This is a genomic window from Chenggangzhangella methanolivorans (assembly GCF_042648545.1).
Taxonomy (GTDB): domain Bacteria; phylum Pseudomonadota; class Alphaproteobacteria; order Rhizobiales; family Methylopilaceae; genus Methylopila; species Methylopila methanolivorans.
Genome location: NZ_JBHRXS010000004.1, coordinates 423,907 through 440,013, shown reverse-complemented (window position 1 = coordinate 440,013; position 16,107 = coordinate 423,907). Strand labels below are relative to the sequence as shown.

Here is a 16,107-nt window from a genome sequence, read left to right as displayed (position 1 = left end):
TCAGGCCGCCGCCGCCGCGACGCGCCGGGCGGGCTCGCCGAGCGTGCGCCGGGCGTCTTCGCGCGCGGCCTCGGCGGCGAGGCGGCGCAGCATGGCGCGCAGCGACGAGACGTCGAGATCGGCGCCCTCGCAGGCGGTCAGGGCCCGCTCCACCATCCGGCGCGAAAGCGCGGCCGATCCCATCTCCGCGAAGCCGACCTCGCGCGCCGCGGCGAGCGCGCCGCGGAAGGCGCCGAGCGCCGAGCGGGGGAAGCCCGCGCGCTGATAGAGCGCCTCGAAGCCGCGCCCCTCGAAGTCGCGGACGAAGCCCGCCACGCGGACCGGATCCTGCCCTGAAAGCGCGGAAAGCGCGGCCTCGAACAGCGCAAGGTCGCCGCTCAGGAGCGCCCTCAGCGCAAGGCTCGGCGAGAACAGGTCGCGCTCGGCGAGATGCAGCACGAAGGCGCGGCGGTCCGGCGCGTCGGAGGCGATGACGACGAGTCCGCGCTCGCAGGCCTCGTCAGCGGCGCGGCGCGCGCGGCCGGCGTCGAGCCAGCCGCGACTCGACACGAAAGCCGAAAGCGCCTCGGCGACCGAGCGCATCAGCCGCTGGCGGATCTCGGGACCGAGCTCTTCGCGCGTGAGCAGCGCGTCGCGCGTCGCGCCGTCGGCGCCGTGGCGCTCGGCGATCCGGGAGGCGGCCGCGCGGGTGAGATGAGCGCCGCGGTTGGAGGCGAGACGCTCGCAGGCGCGCGCGTCGCCGACCTCGGCGATGGCCGCGGCGAGCGGTCCGGAGACCTGCCGGCGGCCCGAGATCGCGAGCTGCGCGCGCGAGCCCCCGAGGGCCACGAGATCGACGAGCTCGAGATCTCCCAGCACCGGCGAGCGCGACAGCACCGGATCGGCGACGTCGGGCACGTCCTGGGCGAGCGAAAGAATGAGCGCGGGGGGCGCGTCCGGAGAGGCGGCGAGCGCGTCGGCGAGCGCGGCCCGCACCGCCACATGGTCGTCGTCGAGCGCGAGCGTCAGCGCCGCCTCGACCTCTTCGCGCACATGGGCGTCGAGCTCGCCATGGAGATAGGAGCGCGCGAGCGCTCCCGCAGCTTCGGCGCGCATATGCGCAGGCGCGGACGACGCCCAATCGAGATAGCGCTCGACGATCACGGCCGGCCTCGCGCGGTTGACGACGCGGAACCCGTGGTCAGCCAGGACGGCAGTTGGATCCCGAGGAAGGTGGTGGCGGGTTCGACCTTGCGGCCCGCCAGCGCAGAGACGGCGGCGGGCGCAGGCTGGACGGCCGTGCTCTGAGTGATCGAAGCTCCGGACGCGGCAGGCGTGGCGCGCGGGGTGATCGTGGCTGCGGCGCGCGGCTTCGCGGCCCGGGCGCGGCCGGCGAGATCGACGGCCGCCGCTGCGGCCTCGGCGCGCGGCGTCGCGGCCGCGGCGGTCGGAGCCGCGGCGTAGCCCATCGCGCTCGCCGCGGCCTTCACCGATGCGCCGTCCGCGGCGAGGCCCGCCGAGCCGAAGCCGGCCCAGGCCTGTTGGACGTAGGACGCGACGGGCGTGCGCCGGCCGGTCTTGAACAGCGAATGGAACGCCTGGCCGTCGTTCTCGCGCCCGCCATTGTAGGGCGCGACCGAGGCCTCGTTCGTAGCCTGCAGCGCGAGGATCGGCCGCGTGGTCTTTGCGGCGGGAGACGTCGCGGCGATCGCGGTTCCGGACGGCGTCGCGGTCAGCCGGTCGTAGACCTCGCGGGCGGTGCGGGCGCGGCCGCCGTCATAGAAGATCGATCTGTTGGCGGACGCCTGCGACGGGAACGCGGCTGCGGCCGAAGCGGTCGGGGTCGCCGTCGCGAGGCTCGTCAGCTCGATCGCGCCCTGCGCGCCCATGAAATGAGCGGCGTAGAGCTCGCCCTCGCTCGGCGCGCGGCCGAGACCGTTCTCGAACGCCTGCGCGTTGCGACGGGTGAAGGCGGCGCCGAGCAAAGCGGAGGCCTGTGGATCGTCGCGCATCGCCAGGATCTCGGCGCGCCGGGCGGGATCGGCGACGACATAGCGGCCGGACGCGGTCTTGGCGATGTCGCCGGCCGCGGCGCCCATGCCGAGGCCCGGTCCCTCCTCCTTCATCACCTCGAGCCAGGTCGAATCGATGAATTGGAACAGGCCGCGGGCGGAGGACGACGGGTTCTTGGCCGTGGCGTTGAGGGAGGATTCGCGGGTCGCGGTGCGCAGCAGATAATCGAAGCCTGCGCCGGTCGCCTCCGCCGCGCTCTTCAGCGCCGCGGTGACGCGGCCTGCGGCGTCCGCGGGAGTGAGGAGCTCCATCGACTTCGCGCTCGTGACCCTTCACGTCCCGGGCGGGACGCCCATCCGGCGCCGACTCCGGCCCGTTGCGACGAGGATGCGGCCGACATGGTAAACCGCTCGTTAACGCACCGCCGAACGCCTAGGAGACCCAGAGCTTGCGACGCTTTCACGCCGGTCCGATCCGATCCGTCCTCGTCGCCTCGCCGGGCGATCCGATCTCGGGCGGAGCGGACGCCCTGCTGTTCGATCTCGGCCAAGCCGGCGCCGCCGGTCTCGAGGCCGTGGCACGGCGGCTGCGCGCGCGTCCCGGCGCCGACGGCCCGCTCGTCGTCCTGAAGCTCGCGCCGCTCGACGATGGCGGCGCGGAGCAGCTTGCGGCGCTTGGGCCCTTGAGGCCCGACGCCGTGGCGACGACGGCAGCAGAGACCGGCGCGGATCTCCAGCACCTCGGCGCGCTCCTGTCGGTCGCGGAAGCCGCCGGCGGGCTGGACGACGGCGAGATCTCGATCGTGGCGGTCGCCGAGACCACGGCGTCGCTGTTCGGGCTGATCGGCTTTGCGGTCGCCACCCCGCGGCTGGCGGCGATCGCCTGGGACGGCGAGGCGCTCGGCGCGGATTTCGGCGACGAGGAGCCGCGCGACGCCGACGGGCGCTGGAGCGACCCGCTCCAGACCGCCCGCACGCTCGCTCTCGCGGCCGCCGCCGACGCGGGCCTACCGGCGCTCGACAGCCCGTTTTCGACGCGCGATTCTGGCGCCTTCCGGGGCGAGGCGGAACGCGCCCGGCGCGACGGCTTTTCGGGCAAGATCTCGCTCGACGTAAATCAGGCGGCGATCGCGCAGGAGACGTTCGCGGCCCGCTAGCTCTGCGGCCGCGCGAGCGAAAACGTCTCGAACACCGTCGCGTAGTCCATGTAGCCGCAGCGCGCGAGCGCCTGGGCCTTGGCGGTGTCGAACAGGCCGTCGACCAGATAGGCGTCGTCGATGTGGACGCCGGTGACCTGGCCGATCACCACGTAGCGCCCGGTCGCGGCGCCATGCATGTCGTTGAGCTCGGTGACGCTGATGGTTCGGCATTCGAGCGCCGCGGGGCTTTTTGCGACGCGCGGCGGACGGACGGTGCGGCTCGGGGCGGCGGCGAGTCCTGCGCGGAAGAACTCGTCCTCGCCCTTGGCGAGCGGCGCGGAGGTGACGTTCATCTGCTCGCGCAGCGAATGGGTCGCGAGGCTGCACACGAACTGCCCGGTGTCGCGCGCGTTCTCGGCCGAATGCTTGAAGCCCTCGGAGGAGAACATCACCATTGGCGGCGAGCCGCAGACGCCGTTGAAGAAGCTGTAGGGCGCGAGATTTCGCCGGCCGCGGACGTCGAGCGTCGAGATCCAGCCGATCGGCCGCGGCGCGACGATCGCCTTGAACGGGTCGTGCGGCAGGCCGTGCCCGAGGATCGGCTCGTAGAACATCACGCGCTCCAGCGGGTCGTGATCTTGGCGATTTCCGGCCGCGGGCGATCGGGCAGACGCTCGGTCGGCGTGCCGAGATGGAGGAAGCCCGCGACGCGCTCCTGCGGAGCGAGGCCGATGAGCTCGCGGGCCCGCGGCTCATAGGCCGCCCAGCCCGTCAGCCACTGCGCGCCATAGCCGAGCGCGTTCGCCGCGACCGAGAGGTTCATGCAGACCGCGCCGGCCGAAAGCTCCTGCTCCCATTCGGGGATCTTCACATGGGGCGCGGCCGTGCTGACGACGGCGACGACGAGCGCGGACTGCGAGAAGCAGGCCGACTGCGCCCCGAGGCGCGCCTCGGAGACCGAAGGATCGGTCTCGCGCAGCAGCTCCGCGAGCCGACGGCCGAGCTCGGCGCGGCCCTCGCCTGCGATCACGATGAAGCGCCAGGGCGCGAGCTTGCCGTGATCGGGCACGCGCGAGGCCAGGGTGAGGATCTGCTCCAGTTCGGCGTCGCTCGGTCCCGGCTCGGAAAGCGCGTTGGCGGGCACGGAGCGGCGCGCGGCGAGCAGCTCGATCGTGTCTGACATGGGAGGCTCCGGCGGACGTGACTGGTCGCGCGAGGGCTTAGCACGATCCGCGGCCGACCGGCCAAGGCGTCGCCATCCGCGAGCCCCGCTGGGGACGGGGGGCCGGGGCGCCCATTCGGACGCTTGCCTTGGCGGTCCGCTGATGGCATCGCTCGGCCCATGGGTCGTCGTTCGCCGTCCTTGCTCGCCGGTCTTCTCACGGCCTCGGCGCTCGCCGTCACCTCGGCCGGGGACGCCCTCGCGCAGGCGGCGCCCGGCGGGGCGCTCGCGCCCGGGGGCCTTCCGAACGCCGGAGAGGCCGCCCGTTCGGGCGCCGGGCCGAGAAACGCGCCGAGTTTCGGCGGCGTCATCACCGGCCGCATGAACCTCATCGGACCCGCAGGCCCCGACGCGCTTTCGCCGCCGACCCTGTCCCGGCCCGCGCCGCCTCCCGCCCCCGTCTTTTCGCCCGAGCGGATCGATCGGCTCGACCCGGCCATCGTCGACCAGATGCGCCTGCCCAATCTCGCGCCCGGCGCGGCGTCGCGGCCGACCACGACGACCACGACGTCGCCGCCGACCGATCTCGGCGCAGGCGCGGCGCCGCTCGCCAAGCAGTTCCTGACGCTCCAGGGCCAGTTCGACGAGAACGGCTCCGCCATCCCGAGCGGCGTGAAGTGGCGTCTCTTCACCGATCAGGCCGACGCCAACGGCGAGCACATGCTGGTGGCGGAATCGAACGACGCCCGTCCGCGCTTCGAGGTCGACCCCGGGGCCTACATCGTCCACGCGGTCTACGGCCTCGTGAGCGCCGCGAAATTCGTCACGGTGGCGGCCGGCCGGCCCACCAGCCAGACCATGGTGCTGCCCGCGGGCGCGGTGCGCCTCACCGCCTTCGTGGGCGGACAGCAGGCGCCGGAGGGCGACGTGACCTTCACGCTCACGCGCGACGACGGCGGCGTCGCCCGCACGGTCGCGGAGGACGTGAAGCCCGGCCAGCTCCTGAGGCTTCCGGCCGGCTCCTATCATGTGTCCTCGGTTTATGGCGACGCCAACGCCAATGTCGAAGCCGACCTGAAGGTCGCGCCCGGCAAGCTTGTCGAGGCGCAGGTCCACCACAAGGCCGCCCATGTCTCGCTGAAGCTCGTGCAGTCGCCCGGAGGACCGGAGCTGCGCGACACGTCATGGACGATCCTGACGCCCGGCGGCGACGTGATCCGCGACTCGATCGGCGCGCTCTCGAGCGTCGTGCTGGCCGAAGGCGACTACATGGCGATCGCGCGCCGAGACGGACGCCTCTACCAGCAGAGCTTCGCGGTGCGCACGGGCGTCAACGCCACTGTGGAAGTCGCGGTCCGCTAAGGACAGTCCGCTCATTCAGGCGAGCGCCCGCATCGCTTCGCGGATCGGCTCGATCGCGCGTTCGCCGGCCTCTTCGCCGAGACGGATCGACTCCGCGGCCCGGTGGAAGTCGAACAGGCCGATGTCGGCGAGCCGCGGCCCGATGGTGACGTCGGGCGGATCGCCCGCAAGGCGCGAACGCGAGATCCGGTCGAGCATGATGTTGAAGGCGTCGACCATGACGGCGGGAATGCCGGGGCCGTCCTCGATGGGGCGCCGGGCGGCCGGCTCCCCGCCGGATCTCCGGGCGCCGCGCATGCGCGCGAACCAGGTGAGATCCTCGGCCGCCTCCTGATCGCGCTCGCTCGCGCCGATCGACTGCACCACCGTGCCGCGGCCCGAGACGTCGCTCTGCAGATTGACCGCCGCCACCATCCGCCCCCCAAGCGCGCGGGCGGCCGAGACCGGCACGGGATTGACCAGCGCGCCGTCCATCAGCCAGCGGCCGCCGATGCGCAGCGGCTCGAACACGCCGGGCAGAGCATAAGAGGCGCGGATCGCCTCGGCGAGCGGCCCGCGGCCGAGCCAGACCTCATGGCCGGTGGTGTATTCGGTCGCGATCGCGGCGAAGCGGACGTCGAGATCCTCGATCGCGATGTCGCCGAGATTGGCCTCGAGCTGCGCCTTGAGGCGGCCGCCGCCGATGAGGCCCGCGCCGCCGAAGCTGACGTCGAGCAGTCCGAACATGCGACGCCGGGTGAGCGAACGCGCCCAAGATTCGAGTTCGTCGAGCTTTCCGGCCGCCCAGCACCCGCCGACGACAGCGCCGACCGAGGTGCCGGTCACGATGTCTGGCCTGACGCCTGCGGCGTCGAGCGTCTTCAGGACGCCGATATGCGCCCAGCCGCGCGCGATGCCGCCGCCGAGCGCGAGCGCGAAGACCGGTCGGCGGTCGCCCTGCGGCTCCGGCGCGCCGGCGTCCCCGGTCTCGGCGATCGAGGCCGGACGAGAGATCAGCGATGACAGACTGGGGAACACCGAACCCGAACCCTCGCTCTCGCGACGGAGCGATCATCCCATGGCCGCGTGAACGCCGATTGAACGCGCGGCGCGCGGCGTCAGCCGCCGTAGGTCTTGGCGGGATCGAACAGCCGCGCGTCGTCGACGAGGCGAAGCGGCGCGCCGACCTCGCCGGTCGGCACGGCGCGGTAGAAGCACGACTTGCGGCCCGTATGGCAGGCCGCGCCCGTGCCGGCGACGCGGACACGAAGCCACAGAGCGTCCTGGTCGCAGTCCACCCGCATCTCGGCGACCGACATCTCGTGTCCCGAGGTCTCGCCCTTGCGCCACAGCTTGCCGCGCGAGCGCGAGAAGAAATGCGCGACCCCGGTCTCGATCGTGGCGGCGAGCGCCTCGGCGTTCATGTGGGCGAACATCAGGACGTCGCCGGTCTCGACGTCGGTCACGATCGCGCCGACGAGCCCGTCCCGGTCGAACTTCGGGGTAAGCCGCTGGCCTTCTTCGAGCTCGTCGTGCGAGCCCGGCGCGGGGAACGTGACGGTCATGGAGCGATGTCCCGGGCGAACGGCGGCGAGGCATAAGAAAAGGGCCGGACGAGCCGGCCCTTCACGCCCGCCCTGGCCCCAACAGCGTTCAGCGGCTCGGATGGCCGGTGCGCACCATGGTGATGAAGCGTGCCTGGTCGGCCGGCTCGTCCTTGAACACGCCGGTGAACTGCGTGGTCACGGTCGAGACGCCCGCCTTCTGGATGCCGCGCATCGACATGCACATGTGCTCGCCCTCGAGCATCACGGCGACGCCGCGGGGCTTCAGGTGCTCGTCGATCGCCTCGGCGATCTGCGAGGTGAGCGTCTCCTGCGTCTGCAGGCGCTTGGCGAAGACGTCGACCACGCGGGCGATCTTCGACAGTCCCACCACGCCGTTCGACGGGAAATAGGCGACATGCGCCTTGCCGAAGAACGGCACCATGTGGTGCTCGCAGTGCGAGAAATACGGAATGTCGCGCAGCACGACCATGTCGTCGTAGCCGGCGACCTCCTCGAACACGCGCAGCAGATCCTCGGCGCCGTCCTTGCCGTAGCCGGCGAACAGCTCGCCATAGGCCTTCACGACGCGTTTGGGCGTGTCGATGAGGCCCTCGCGGGTCGGGTCGTCGCCGGCCCAGGCGATGAGCGTGCGAACGGCCGCCTCGGCCTGCTCCCGGGTCGGGCGCGGCTGGACGAATTCGGCAGGGACAGAAGAATGTTTGGGCGCCGGTATCGGAACGCGGGCCCGGGGGTGCTGAACGACAGCGTCCATGAAAGAACCTCTTGGCGGGGCGCTAGCCCCATACGCGCGACGACTGAACCCCGATCAACCGGCCGAAGCGAGGCTTCAGCTTACGGCGGCCGATCATGGCGGGGCGCGTCGCGAGTTCATATATAGGCAACGAGGCCGATCGAACAATGCGACTTCGGCGACAGGACCATCAAGAGACTCGATCGATGATCGACGACATCTACAACCGCCGGATCCTCGAGCTCGCGGCCGAGATTCCCCGCATCGGCCGCCTCGAAGCGCCGGACGCGACCGCGACGGCGCATTCGAAACTTTGCGGATCGACAGTGACGATCGATCTCGCCTTCGACGGCGAGACGGTGACGGACTTCGCCCATGAGGTCCGCGCCTGCGCGCTCGGCCAGGCGTCGTCCTCCGTGATGGCCCGCACCGTGGTCGGCCGCACCGCGCAGGAGCTGCGCGAGGTGCGCGAAACGATGCGGGCGATGCTGAAGGACAACGGCCCCGCGCCGGACGGCGTGTGGGAGGATCTCAAGGTGCTGGAGCCGGTGCGCGACTACAAGGCCCGCCACGCCTCGACGCTGCTCACCTTCGACGCCGTCGTCGACGCGCTCGACCAGATCGAGAAGAAGCGGGCGGCGTGAGCGGCACGCGCGTCATCCTGGACGGCCGCAGGCCGATCCGGGATCGCCCTCGGAACGAGGCGCAAGCGGAGACGCCGCGCTCTGCGGAGGACGATCCCGGCGCTTCGCCGCGCTTCGGCCGGGATGACGCCCGCGTCCCTTCCCTTTCCCTCCACGCCCCGCTCGCCTCGGCTCTCCGCCTCCCCATTCTCGCCTATCGCTATTCGCTGTCGATGTTCATGGGGCGGCGCTGCCGCTACCTGCCGACCTGCTCGGAGTTCGCCGACGAGGCGCTCGCCCGCCATGGCGCATGGGCCGGCGGCTGGATGGCGGCGGGCCGGATCTGCCGCTGCAATCCCTGGGGCGGCGACGGCTTCGAGCCCGTGCCGCGCGAATTGCCTTCGGACGCGACGTGGTCTAGGCCGTGGGCCTACGCGCGCCGGGCGCGGCGGCCGATTTGCGAGGCCGTCGACCCGAGCTGACGCGGCGAAGACCAACCCCTGAAATCGCTTACCTGCGTTCGTAGGCAGTGAGTGAGCGGAAAGAGAAGACCATGCCTCTCGTCACGTTTCCCGACGGCGCCCAGAAATCCTATGAGCACGGCGTCACGGGCGCCGACATCGCCGGCCAGATCTCCAAATCCCTGCTGAAGCGCACCGTCGCCATGGCGCTCGACGGCGTCGTGGTCGACCTTGCGGACAAGATCGAAAACGACGCCCGGATCGAGTTCCTCGACCGCAACGACCCGCGCTCGCTCGAGCTCATCCGCCACGACTGCGCGCATGTGCTGGCTGAGGCCGTGCAGAATCTCTGGCCGCAGACGCAGGTCACCATCGGCCCGGTGATCGAGAACGGCTTCTACTACGACTTCCACCGCGAAGAGCCGTTCTCCACCGACGACATCGCCGCGATCGAAGCCGAGATGCGCAAGATCATCGCGCGCGACATGCCGTTCACCAAGGACGTCTGGAGCCGCGACCGCGCCAAGGACTGGTTCGCGGCCAAGGGCGAGACGTTCAAGGTCGAGCTGGTCGACGCCATCCCCGCCGACCAGACGATCAAGATGTATGCGCAAGGGCAGTGGATGGACCTCTGCCGCGGTCCGCACATGACGTCCACGGGCAAGGTCGGCGACGCCTTCAAGTTGATGAAGGTCGCGGGCGCGTACTGGCGCGGCGACTCGAACAACCCGATGCTCCAGCGCATCTACGGCACGGCGTTCCCCGACAAGGCCGGGCTCGACGCCTACCTTCACATGCTGGAGGAGGCCGAGAAGCGCGACCATCGCCGGCTCGGGCGCGAGATGGACCTCTTCCACTTTCAGGAGGAAGGCCCCGGCGCTGTGTTCTGGCACCCGAAGGGATGGACGCTGTTCCAGACGCTGATCGCCTATTCGCGGCGCGTCGTGAACACGTCCGGCTTCGTCGAGGTCAACACGCCCCAGATCCTCGACCATTCGCTGTGGCAGACGTCGGGCCACTGGGACTGGTATCGCGAGAACATGTTCGTCACGCAGACCGAGGACGACCGCGTCTTCGCGATCAAGCCGATGAACTGCCCGGGCCATGTGCAGATCTTCAAGCACGGGCTTCGCAGCTACCGCGAACTGCCGATCCGCATGGGCGAATTCGGCATCGTGCACCGCTATGAGCCGTCCGGCGCGCTGCACGGCATGATGCGGGTTCGCGCCTTCACCCAGGACGACGCGCACATCTTCTGCACCGACGAGCAGTTCATGGCCGAGACGCTCGCGCTGAACGAGCTGATCCTCGGCATGTATTCCGACTTCGGCTTCGACCGCATCATGCTGAAGCTCTCGACCCGGCCCGAAAAGCGCGTCGGCTCCGACGCGCTGTGGGACCGCGCCGAGCAGGTGATGAGCGACGCGCTGAAGGAGATCGAGGCGCGCTATGGCAACCGCGTGACCACGGCGGTCAATCCGGGCGAAGGCGCGTTCTACGGGCCGAAGTTCGAATATGTCCTGCGCGACGCCATCGGCCGCGACTGGCAGTGCGGCACGATCCAGGTGGACTTCAACCTGCCCGAGCGCTTCGGCGCCTTCTACATCGGCGCGGACGGCGAGAAGCATCATCCCGTCATGATCCACCGGGCGATCTTCGGCTCGCTCGAGCGCTTCACCGGCATCCTGATCGAGCATTTCGCGGGCCATTTCCCGCTCTGGCTCGCGCCGGTGCAGGCGATCGTGACGACGATCACGTCGGAGGCCGACGGCTATGCGCTCGAGGTCGCGGCCGAGCTTCGCAAGGCCGGGCTTCGGGTCGAGCTCGATCTCAGGAACGAGAAGATCAACTACAAGGTCCGCGAGCACTCGCTGACCAAGACGCCGGCGCTCGTCGTGGTCGGGGCGCGCGAAGCCGAGACGCGCGGCGTGTCGGTCCGCCGCCTCGGCAGCCAGGGCCAGACCTCGATGACGCTCGACGAATGCGTCGCCGCGCTCGCCGACGAGGCGACCCCGCCGGACGTCAGGCGCGCGCGGCTCGCAGACGGACGCCCGCTGGCGGCGGAGTGAGCCTCGGCCTTACTGGTCGCGCGTCCGGACCAGGATCGTCTCGCCGGCCTTGAGCCTGTCGGCGAGACGCTGCGCCAGAGCGGAGTCCTCCGAAGCGGGCGCGATCGCGATCTGGCCGCCCTCGATCGGCGACCGGATGACGGGCGACATCACCACCGCGCCGTCGATCAGAATGTCCACCGTCAGGCCGACGCGATCGCGCGTGAAGGTCGCTAGGTTGAGCGACGAGAGGCGGTTGAGCTTGATCACCACCTGCGCGCGGCCGTCGGCGTCGAACGTCACGGTCGCGTCGTCGGCTTTGAGCCTCACGCTTCCCGTTGCGGCGTGCGCCGCGACGGCGACGGCCGCCGCCAGAAGGATGCCGGCGAGCGAACGGACGAGCATCGAGTTTCCTGGGATCTAGGCAGTGGCGATGTAGTCCCGCATCGCCGAGGCCTCGGCCTCGATCGACTCGATCCGATGCTTCACCACGTCGCCGATCGACACGATCCCGACGAGGCGGTCGTGATCCATGATCGGCACGTGGCGGAACTTGCCGCGAGTCATGCGCTCGGAGAGGAAATCGAGCGTGTCGTGTGGGGTGGCGGTCACCACTTTCCGGGTCATGAAGTCGCCGACCGGGCGGTCGAGCGCCTCGCGGCCGTCGCTTGCGATGACGCGCACCACGTCGCGTTCGGTCATGATCCCCGCGACGCCGCCGTCTGCGTCGGCGACGATCACGGCGCCGATCCCCTTGGCCGCAAGCGTCGAAACGAGCTTCGAGACGGGATCCTCGGCCCTGACGGTCACGACCGAATGGCCCTTGGCGGCGAGAATGGTCTCGACCTTCATTTCGCATCCCTCCTCTCGCCGTCTGGCGCGGCGTTGAAACGGGTCCGGATCGTCCGGACCCTGGCGGAGGGCCGTCCGGCGATCGCCTCAGCGGTCCTGCGGCGACCGTTCGGCGGCCCCGGTTCCGCCATCATGAGGGCGACCCCCGTCCTCGTGCAAGCCGTCGCCCCACACGTCATTGGGATGAGACGTCGGGCGCGCCCGCACGGGATCGAACAGCGGAAACAAAGCGAGCCCGGCGAGGAAGCCGCCGATATGCGCCTCCCAGGCGACGGTGGCGCCCTCTTCGGAGAACGGCACGCCGCCGAGGCCGAACACGAGGTTCATGCCGAACCAGACGACGAGAAACACGATCACCTGCGGCCGCCGGATCGCGCGGGAGAGCGGTTCGGCCGGAGCGAGGAAGGCCTCGCGGCCGTTGCGACGGAAGGCGCCGAGCGGCCCGCCGGCCTCGAAGATGAAGCGGGTCGCGGCCGCCATCTGGCCCGAGATCGCGCCCGACGCGCCGACCACCGGCAGCGGCGTGCCGAAATGGAACGCGAGATGGGTGGCCGCGCCGGCCGCGGCCGTGACCGCCGAGAAGACCAGGAAGCGCGCGGACCCGAACCGCCAGGCGACGGCGCTGCCGAAGGCGAGCATCCACACCGAATTGACGGCGAGATGCATCCAGTCGCCATGGAGGAAGGCGTAGGACACGAAGGTCCAGACCTTGGCCGCGTCCCCGCCCAGGAAGTCGGCGGCGTAGGGAGAGGCCGGGTCGTAGCGCGCCGGGATGAATGCGAAGCGCAGGATGACGTCGATGTCGGCGTTCTCGCCGATCAGGCTGCGGACGACGTGGACGGCGACGCACGCGCCGAGCAAGGCGAGCACCGAGGCCGGCGCGTTGAAGGCGGGTTCCCGCTGGGACGGCACGCGTGAGGTCCGTTCGTTCGAGGACGGCGTGGAGGCGGGACGGCCTCCCCGGCCGCTGAGCGATCGCGCGAAGCTGCGGCGATTGCAAGGCCGGCGCTTGGTGATCGCCCGACTGGCACGGCCCCTGCTCAATACCTCGTTAACCGCGAGCTGCGCCGGGCGTCTGTCCCGGAACGGCACGCCGGGACCATGCAAGAGTGTTGAAAGGGCCGCCCATGAAAGCCGCCGCGACGAAGGATCTGTTCGGATACTGGAACCGTCTCCGGGGAGAGCGCGCGGCGCCCGAACGCGCCGACGTCGATCCGGCCGCGATCCGCAGCGCGCTGGGCGACACCTTTATTCTCGAGGCCGACCAGGACTCCGGCTATCCGTTCCGCCTGTCGGGCTCGCGCATCTGCTCGATCACGGGCCATGAGATGAAGGGCGAGTCCTTCCTGTCGCTGTGGTCCGGGCCGGACCGCGCCACGGTGCTCGGCGCGCTCGGGACGGTGTCGGACGACGCCGCCGTCGCCGTGATCGGCGCGCAGGGTTCGACCGACCTCGGGCGCAAGCTCGATCTCGAGATCGGGCTGCTGCCGCTTCGCCATCGCGGCCGCACCCATGCGCGCCTGCTCGGCTCGCTCGCGCCGGTTGAGACGCCCTATTGGCTCGGCGCCTGCCTCGTGACCCGCTTCGAACTGACCTCGCTGCGGATGATCTGGCCGAGCGGCCGGCGCCGGCCGATGGAGTCGCCGATGGCTCCCGCGGCCTCGACCATCGCCGCAGTGGGACGCAAGATCGGCAGATTCATGGTGTTTGACGGCGGACGCTGAGCGCATTCTCGCCTGCGAGCTTACCCGCCGTTAACCGAGCGGCCCTAGTTTTTGGTCATTGCCGGATGCGCGGATTCTCTCCGCGCATGGCGCTCGCGGACATGTCGCCGATGTTTTCCCTTAAAGCGCCCTTTTCGGACGAACGTCGCCGCCACCAGCGCGTGAAAGTCGCGCTGCTCGGACGCTACATGTTGTCGTCGCGGCGCGAATATCCGTGCCAGACCGTCGACATGTCGCCCGGCGGCCTCGCGCTGATCGCGCCGGTGCCCGCCAGCCAGGGCGAGCGCGTGGTGGTCTATCTCGACCATGTCGGCCGCGTCGAAGGCCAGATGGTCCGCGCGATCCCGAACGGCTTCGCCATGACGGTCGGCGCGACGATCCGCAAGCGCGACAAGCTCGCGGCCCAGCTCACCTGGCTGGCCAACCGCTCGATGCTGGGCCTGCCGGAGGATCGCCGCCACGAACGCCTTACGCCGCGCAACCCGCGCGCGATGCTCGTGACCGAGGACGGCGAGGAGCATGAGGTCCGCATCATCGACGTGTCGCTGTCGGGCGCGGCGGTGCAGTCGACGCTGCAGCTTCCGATCGGCGCGCCGGTGATGCTCGGCAAGACGGCGGCGCGCGTCGTGCGCCACTTCGACAAGGGCCTCGCCGTCGAGTTCAACAGGCCGCAGAACCAGGAGCAGCTCGCCGAACAGTTCGGCTGAGCCTCCACGCCCTTTCTCTTTCTTCTCAGAGCTTCAAGACGCCGCCCCACCGGGCGGCGTTTTTGTTTGCGCCGTCTCCAGGGCTTTCAGGCTCTGCGAGCGTCCCGCACGGTCCGGCCCAGGGCCTGGAAAAGCAGCCTAGCCCGGCCTAGACCGGGGCCCGCGATGAATGGGCATTCAAAAACATGGTTGAGGCTTTGATAATCGACCCCCCGGAAAACGGGGCGCCGTTAACGTTTGGCCCACCAAGTCTTCCCCTCATTCTCTTCGCGGTCGCCACCGTGGTAAACAAAACACCCAATGCAACTCTAAACAATTGATTTTCGAAAAGTATTTAAATCCTAAATCTGGTCGCTAAAACACGCTATCTCGACTTAGACCGACAGCAAATCGAATGTGAGACTTTGCATCCCGGGACAGGACGGGGATTGCAAATGCTCAAGAACATCAAGAACAGCGCGATTTACATCTTGTTTGGACTGGTTGCCGGCGGATTTACTACGGCAGGAACCGCCGCCGCGCAGACCGTCAAGCTCGCCCAGGCGACGCCGATGATGGTCGAGGCCGCCGCCAAGGCGCCGATCGGCTGGATCCAGTTCTGCCGCACCAGCGAGATCGACTGCGACGTCGCTCCGGCCAAGGCCCAGTGGGTGAAGCTCACCCCGACCCGCGTCGCCGAGCTCGACCGCGTCAACCGCCGCGTCAACGTCCAGATCCAGCCGATGACCGATCAGGAGCAGTTCGGCGTCGAGGAGCTCTGGACGTATCCGACCGCCGGCTACGGCGACTGCGAGGACTACGTGCTCGAGAAGCGCCGCCGCCTCATCGAGGCCGGCTGGCCGCGCCAGGCGCTGCTGATCACGGTCGTCCGCGACCTCAAGGGCGACGGCCACGCCATTCTCACCGTCGTCACCGACCGCGGCGACTACGCCCTCGACAACCAGGCCGACGACGTCAAGCCGTGGTTCGAGACCGGCTACACCTTCATCAAGCGCCAGTCGCAGACCGACCCCAACCTGTGGGTCATGCTCGGCGACGGCATCGGCCCGGCCGGCGTCGCCACGCCCTGAGCCGAAGCTTTCCAGGGATGCTCGCGGCCGGTCACGTCCCCACTCCCGCCCCGACCGACCGCAAGCCAGAGGCCGGCTCCCGCCCAGGAGCCGGCCTCGCCATTTTCAGTCGATCCTGACGAGCCCGGCCCGGTAGCGGCGGCCATTGGCCACGTAGCGGCCGGCGGTGCCCATCAGATTGATCTCCCACTCCGGCCCGAGCGTCTTCACCACCTTCGCCGGCGCGCCGAGGATCATCGAGAAATCCGGAAACTCCTTGCCCTCGGTCACCAGCGCGCCGGCGCCCACGAGGCAGGACCTCCCGATCTTCGCGCCGTTCAGCACCGTCGCGCCCATGCCGATGAGCGATCCGGCGCCGATCTCGCAGCCATGGACGATCGCCGCGTGGCCGATCGTGCAGTCGGGCCCGAGGATCAGCGGGTAGCCGGGGTCGGTGTGCAGCACCGAGCCGTCCTGCACGTTCGAGCGCGCCCCGATGACGATCGGGTCGTTGTCGCCGCGCAGCACCGCGCCGAACCAGATGCTGGCGTCTTCCTCGATCGTCACGTCGCCGATCACCACCGCGGTCTCCGCGACGAAGAAGCGGCCGTTGGCGGGCGTTTTGGGGCTCACCCCGTCGAGCGAATAGAGCGCCAATCGTTCCTCCTTGGGCAGGTCCAGCACCTTCCGCCGGAATAACGAAGCCTCGCCG

At 70.0% G+C, this 16,107-nt stretch carries 19 protein-coding genes; 8 read left to right on the top strand and 11 right to left on the bottom strand.

Annotated features, from left to right (window positions below; all coding sequences use genetic code 11):
• On the bottom strand, window positions 1-1,143 hold the full coding sequence (locus tag ACFOWB_RS07440) for a DUF2336 domain-containing protein (protein ID WP_261403923.1): 1,143 nt from the start codon (window positions 1,141-1,143) through the stop codon (window positions 1-3).
• Window positions 1,140-2,303, bottom strand: coding sequence for a lytic transglycosylase domain-containing protein (locus ACFOWB_RS07435; RefSeq protein ID WP_378146528.1), 1,164 nt, complete (start codon window positions 2,301-2,303; stop codon window positions 1,140-1,142). The genes ACFOWB_RS07440 and ACFOWB_RS07435 overlap by 4 nt, the downstream gene beginning before the upstream one ends.
• A 137-nt stretch (window positions 2,304-2,440) precedes the next feature.
• Here ACFOWB_RS07435 and ACFOWB_RS07430 point away from each other — a divergent pair, with 137 nt between their 5' ends.
• Window positions 2,441-3,148, top strand: a complete 708-nt coding sequence (locus tag ACFOWB_RS07430) for an aldolase/citrate lyase family protein (RefSeq protein ID WP_261403926.1) — start codon at window positions 2,441-2,443, stop codon at window positions 3,146-3,148.
• Here the strand turns inward: ACFOWB_RS07430 and ACFOWB_RS07425 are convergent.
• Window positions 3,145-3,744, bottom strand: coding sequence for a flavin reductase family protein (locus ACFOWB_RS07425; protein WP_261403927.1), 600 nt, complete (start codon window positions 3,742-3,744; stop codon window positions 3,145-3,147). The two genes, ACFOWB_RS07430 and ACFOWB_RS07425, sit on opposite strands and share 4 nt — an antisense overlap.
• A complete protein-coding gene (locus ACFOWB_RS07420; RefSeq protein WP_261403928.1) occupies window positions 3,744-4,313 on the bottom strand; it encodes a nitroreductase family protein in 570 nt (189 codons plus the stop codon). Before ACFOWB_RS07420 ends, ACFOWB_RS07425 begins: the two co-directional genes overlap by 1 nt.
• Before the next feature lie 159 nt (window positions 4,314-4,472).
• Here ACFOWB_RS07420 and ACFOWB_RS07415 point away from each other — a divergent pair, with 159 nt between their 5' ends.
• Window positions 4,473-5,654, top strand: coding sequence for a hypothetical protein (locus ACFOWB_RS07415; protein ID WP_261403929.1), 1,182 nt, complete (start codon window positions 4,473-4,475; stop codon window positions 5,652-5,654).
• Between the two features lie 15 nt (window positions 5,655-5,669).
• Here ACFOWB_RS07415 and ACFOWB_RS07410 read toward each other — a convergent pair whose 3' ends face one another.
• The 3 genes from ACFOWB_RS07410 to folE form a co-directional block, all read right to left on the bottom strand.
• Window positions 5,670-6,671, bottom strand: a complete 1,002-nt coding sequence (locus ACFOWB_RS07410; RefSeq protein ID WP_378146524.1) for a patatin-like phospholipase family protein — start codon at window positions 6,669-6,671, stop codon at window positions 5,670-5,672.
• Window positions 6,672-6,751: 80 nt separating this feature from the next.
• Window positions 6,752-7,198 carry a phosphoribosyl-AMP cyclohydrolase gene (hisI, locus tag ACFOWB_RS07405; protein WP_261403930.1) on the bottom strand — a complete coding sequence of 149 codons (447 nt, stop codon included), beginning with the start codon at window positions 7,196-7,198 and terminating at the stop codon, window positions 6,752-6,754.
• Between the two features lie 88 nt (window positions 7,199-7,286).
• The gene (gene folE / locus ACFOWB_RS07400) at window positions 7,287-7,952 is read right to left on the bottom strand and encodes a GTP cyclohydrolase I FolE (RefSeq protein WP_261403931.1); all 666 of its coding nucleotides are present in this window, start codon (window positions 7,950-7,952) and stop codon (window positions 7,287-7,289) included.
• 185 nt (window positions 7,953-8,137) lie between these two features.
• Between folE and ACFOWB_RS07395 the strand changes: the two genes are divergently transcribed.
• From ACFOWB_RS07395 to thrS, 3 genes are all read left to right on the top strand, one after another.
• Window positions 8,138-8,575, top strand: coding sequence for an iron-sulfur cluster assembly scaffold protein (locus ACFOWB_RS07395; RefSeq protein WP_378146521.1), 438 nt, complete (start codon window positions 8,138-8,140; stop codon window positions 8,573-8,575).
• A complete protein-coding gene (gene yidD / locus ACFOWB_RS07390; protein WP_378146519.1) occupies window positions 8,572-9,036 on the top strand; it encodes a membrane protein insertion efficiency factor YidD in 465 nt (154 codons plus the stop codon). The genes ACFOWB_RS07395 and yidD overlap by 4 nt, the downstream gene beginning before the upstream one ends.
• 71 nt (window positions 9,037-9,107) lie before the next feature.
• The gene (gene thrS / locus ACFOWB_RS07385) at window positions 9,108-11,084 is read left to right on the top strand and encodes a threonine--tRNA ligase (RefSeq protein ID WP_378146517.1); all 1,977 of its coding nucleotides are present in this window, start codon (window positions 9,108-9,110) and stop codon (window positions 11,082-11,084) included.
• Between the two features lie 9 nt (window positions 11,085-11,093).
• Here the strand turns inward: thrS and ACFOWB_RS07380 are convergent, their stop codons facing one another.
• The 3 genes from ACFOWB_RS07380 to ACFOWB_RS07370 form a co-directional block, all read right to left on the bottom strand.
• A complete protein-coding gene (locus ACFOWB_RS07380; protein WP_261403932.1) occupies window positions 11,094-11,468 on the bottom strand; it encodes a SecDF P1 head subdomain-containing protein in 375 nt (124 codons plus the stop codon).
• A gap of 15 nt (window positions 11,469-11,483) precedes the next feature.
• Window positions 11,484-11,915 carry a CBS domain-containing protein gene (locus ACFOWB_RS07375; RefSeq protein ID WP_261403933.1) on the bottom strand — a complete coding sequence of 144 codons (432 nt, stop codon included), beginning with the start codon at window positions 11,913-11,915 and terminating at the stop codon, window positions 11,484-11,486.
• Window positions 11,916-12,002: 87 nt separating this feature from the next.
• The gene (locus ACFOWB_RS07370) at window positions 12,003-12,827 is read right to left on the bottom strand and encodes a rhomboid family intramembrane serine protease (protein WP_261403934.1); all 825 of its coding nucleotides are present in this window, start codon (window positions 12,825-12,827) and stop codon (window positions 12,003-12,005) included.
• 215 nt (window positions 12,828-13,042) lie between these two features.
• Between ACFOWB_RS07370 and ACFOWB_RS07365 the strand changes: the two genes are divergently transcribed.
• From ACFOWB_RS07365 to ACFOWB_RS07355, 3 genes are all read left to right on the top strand, one after another.
• Window positions 13,043-13,639, top strand: coding sequence for a PAS domain-containing protein (locus ACFOWB_RS07365; protein ID WP_261403935.1), 597 nt, complete (start codon window positions 13,043-13,045; stop codon window positions 13,637-13,639).
• Window positions 13,640-13,749: 110 nt separating this feature from the next.
• Window positions 13,750-14,346: a PilZ domain-containing protein gene (locus ACFOWB_RS07360; protein ID WP_261403936.1), complete on the top strand. Its 597-nt coding sequence runs from the start codon at window positions 13,750-13,752 to the stop codon at window positions 14,344-14,346.
• A 434-nt stretch (window positions 14,347-14,780) separates the two neighbouring features.
• A complete protein-coding gene (locus tag ACFOWB_RS07355) occupies window positions 14,781-15,416 on the top strand; it encodes a transglutaminase-like cysteine peptidase (RefSeq protein WP_261403937.1) in 636 nt (211 codons plus the stop codon).
• Between the two features lie 105 nt (window positions 15,417-15,521).
• Here ACFOWB_RS07355 and ACFOWB_RS07350 read toward each other — a convergent pair whose 3' ends face one another.
• Entirely contained in the window at window positions 15,522-16,052 is a 531-nt protein-coding gene (locus ACFOWB_RS07350; protein WP_261403938.1) for a gamma carbonic anhydrase family protein, read from the bottom strand.
• Window positions 16,053-16,107: the final 55 nt, after the last annotated feature.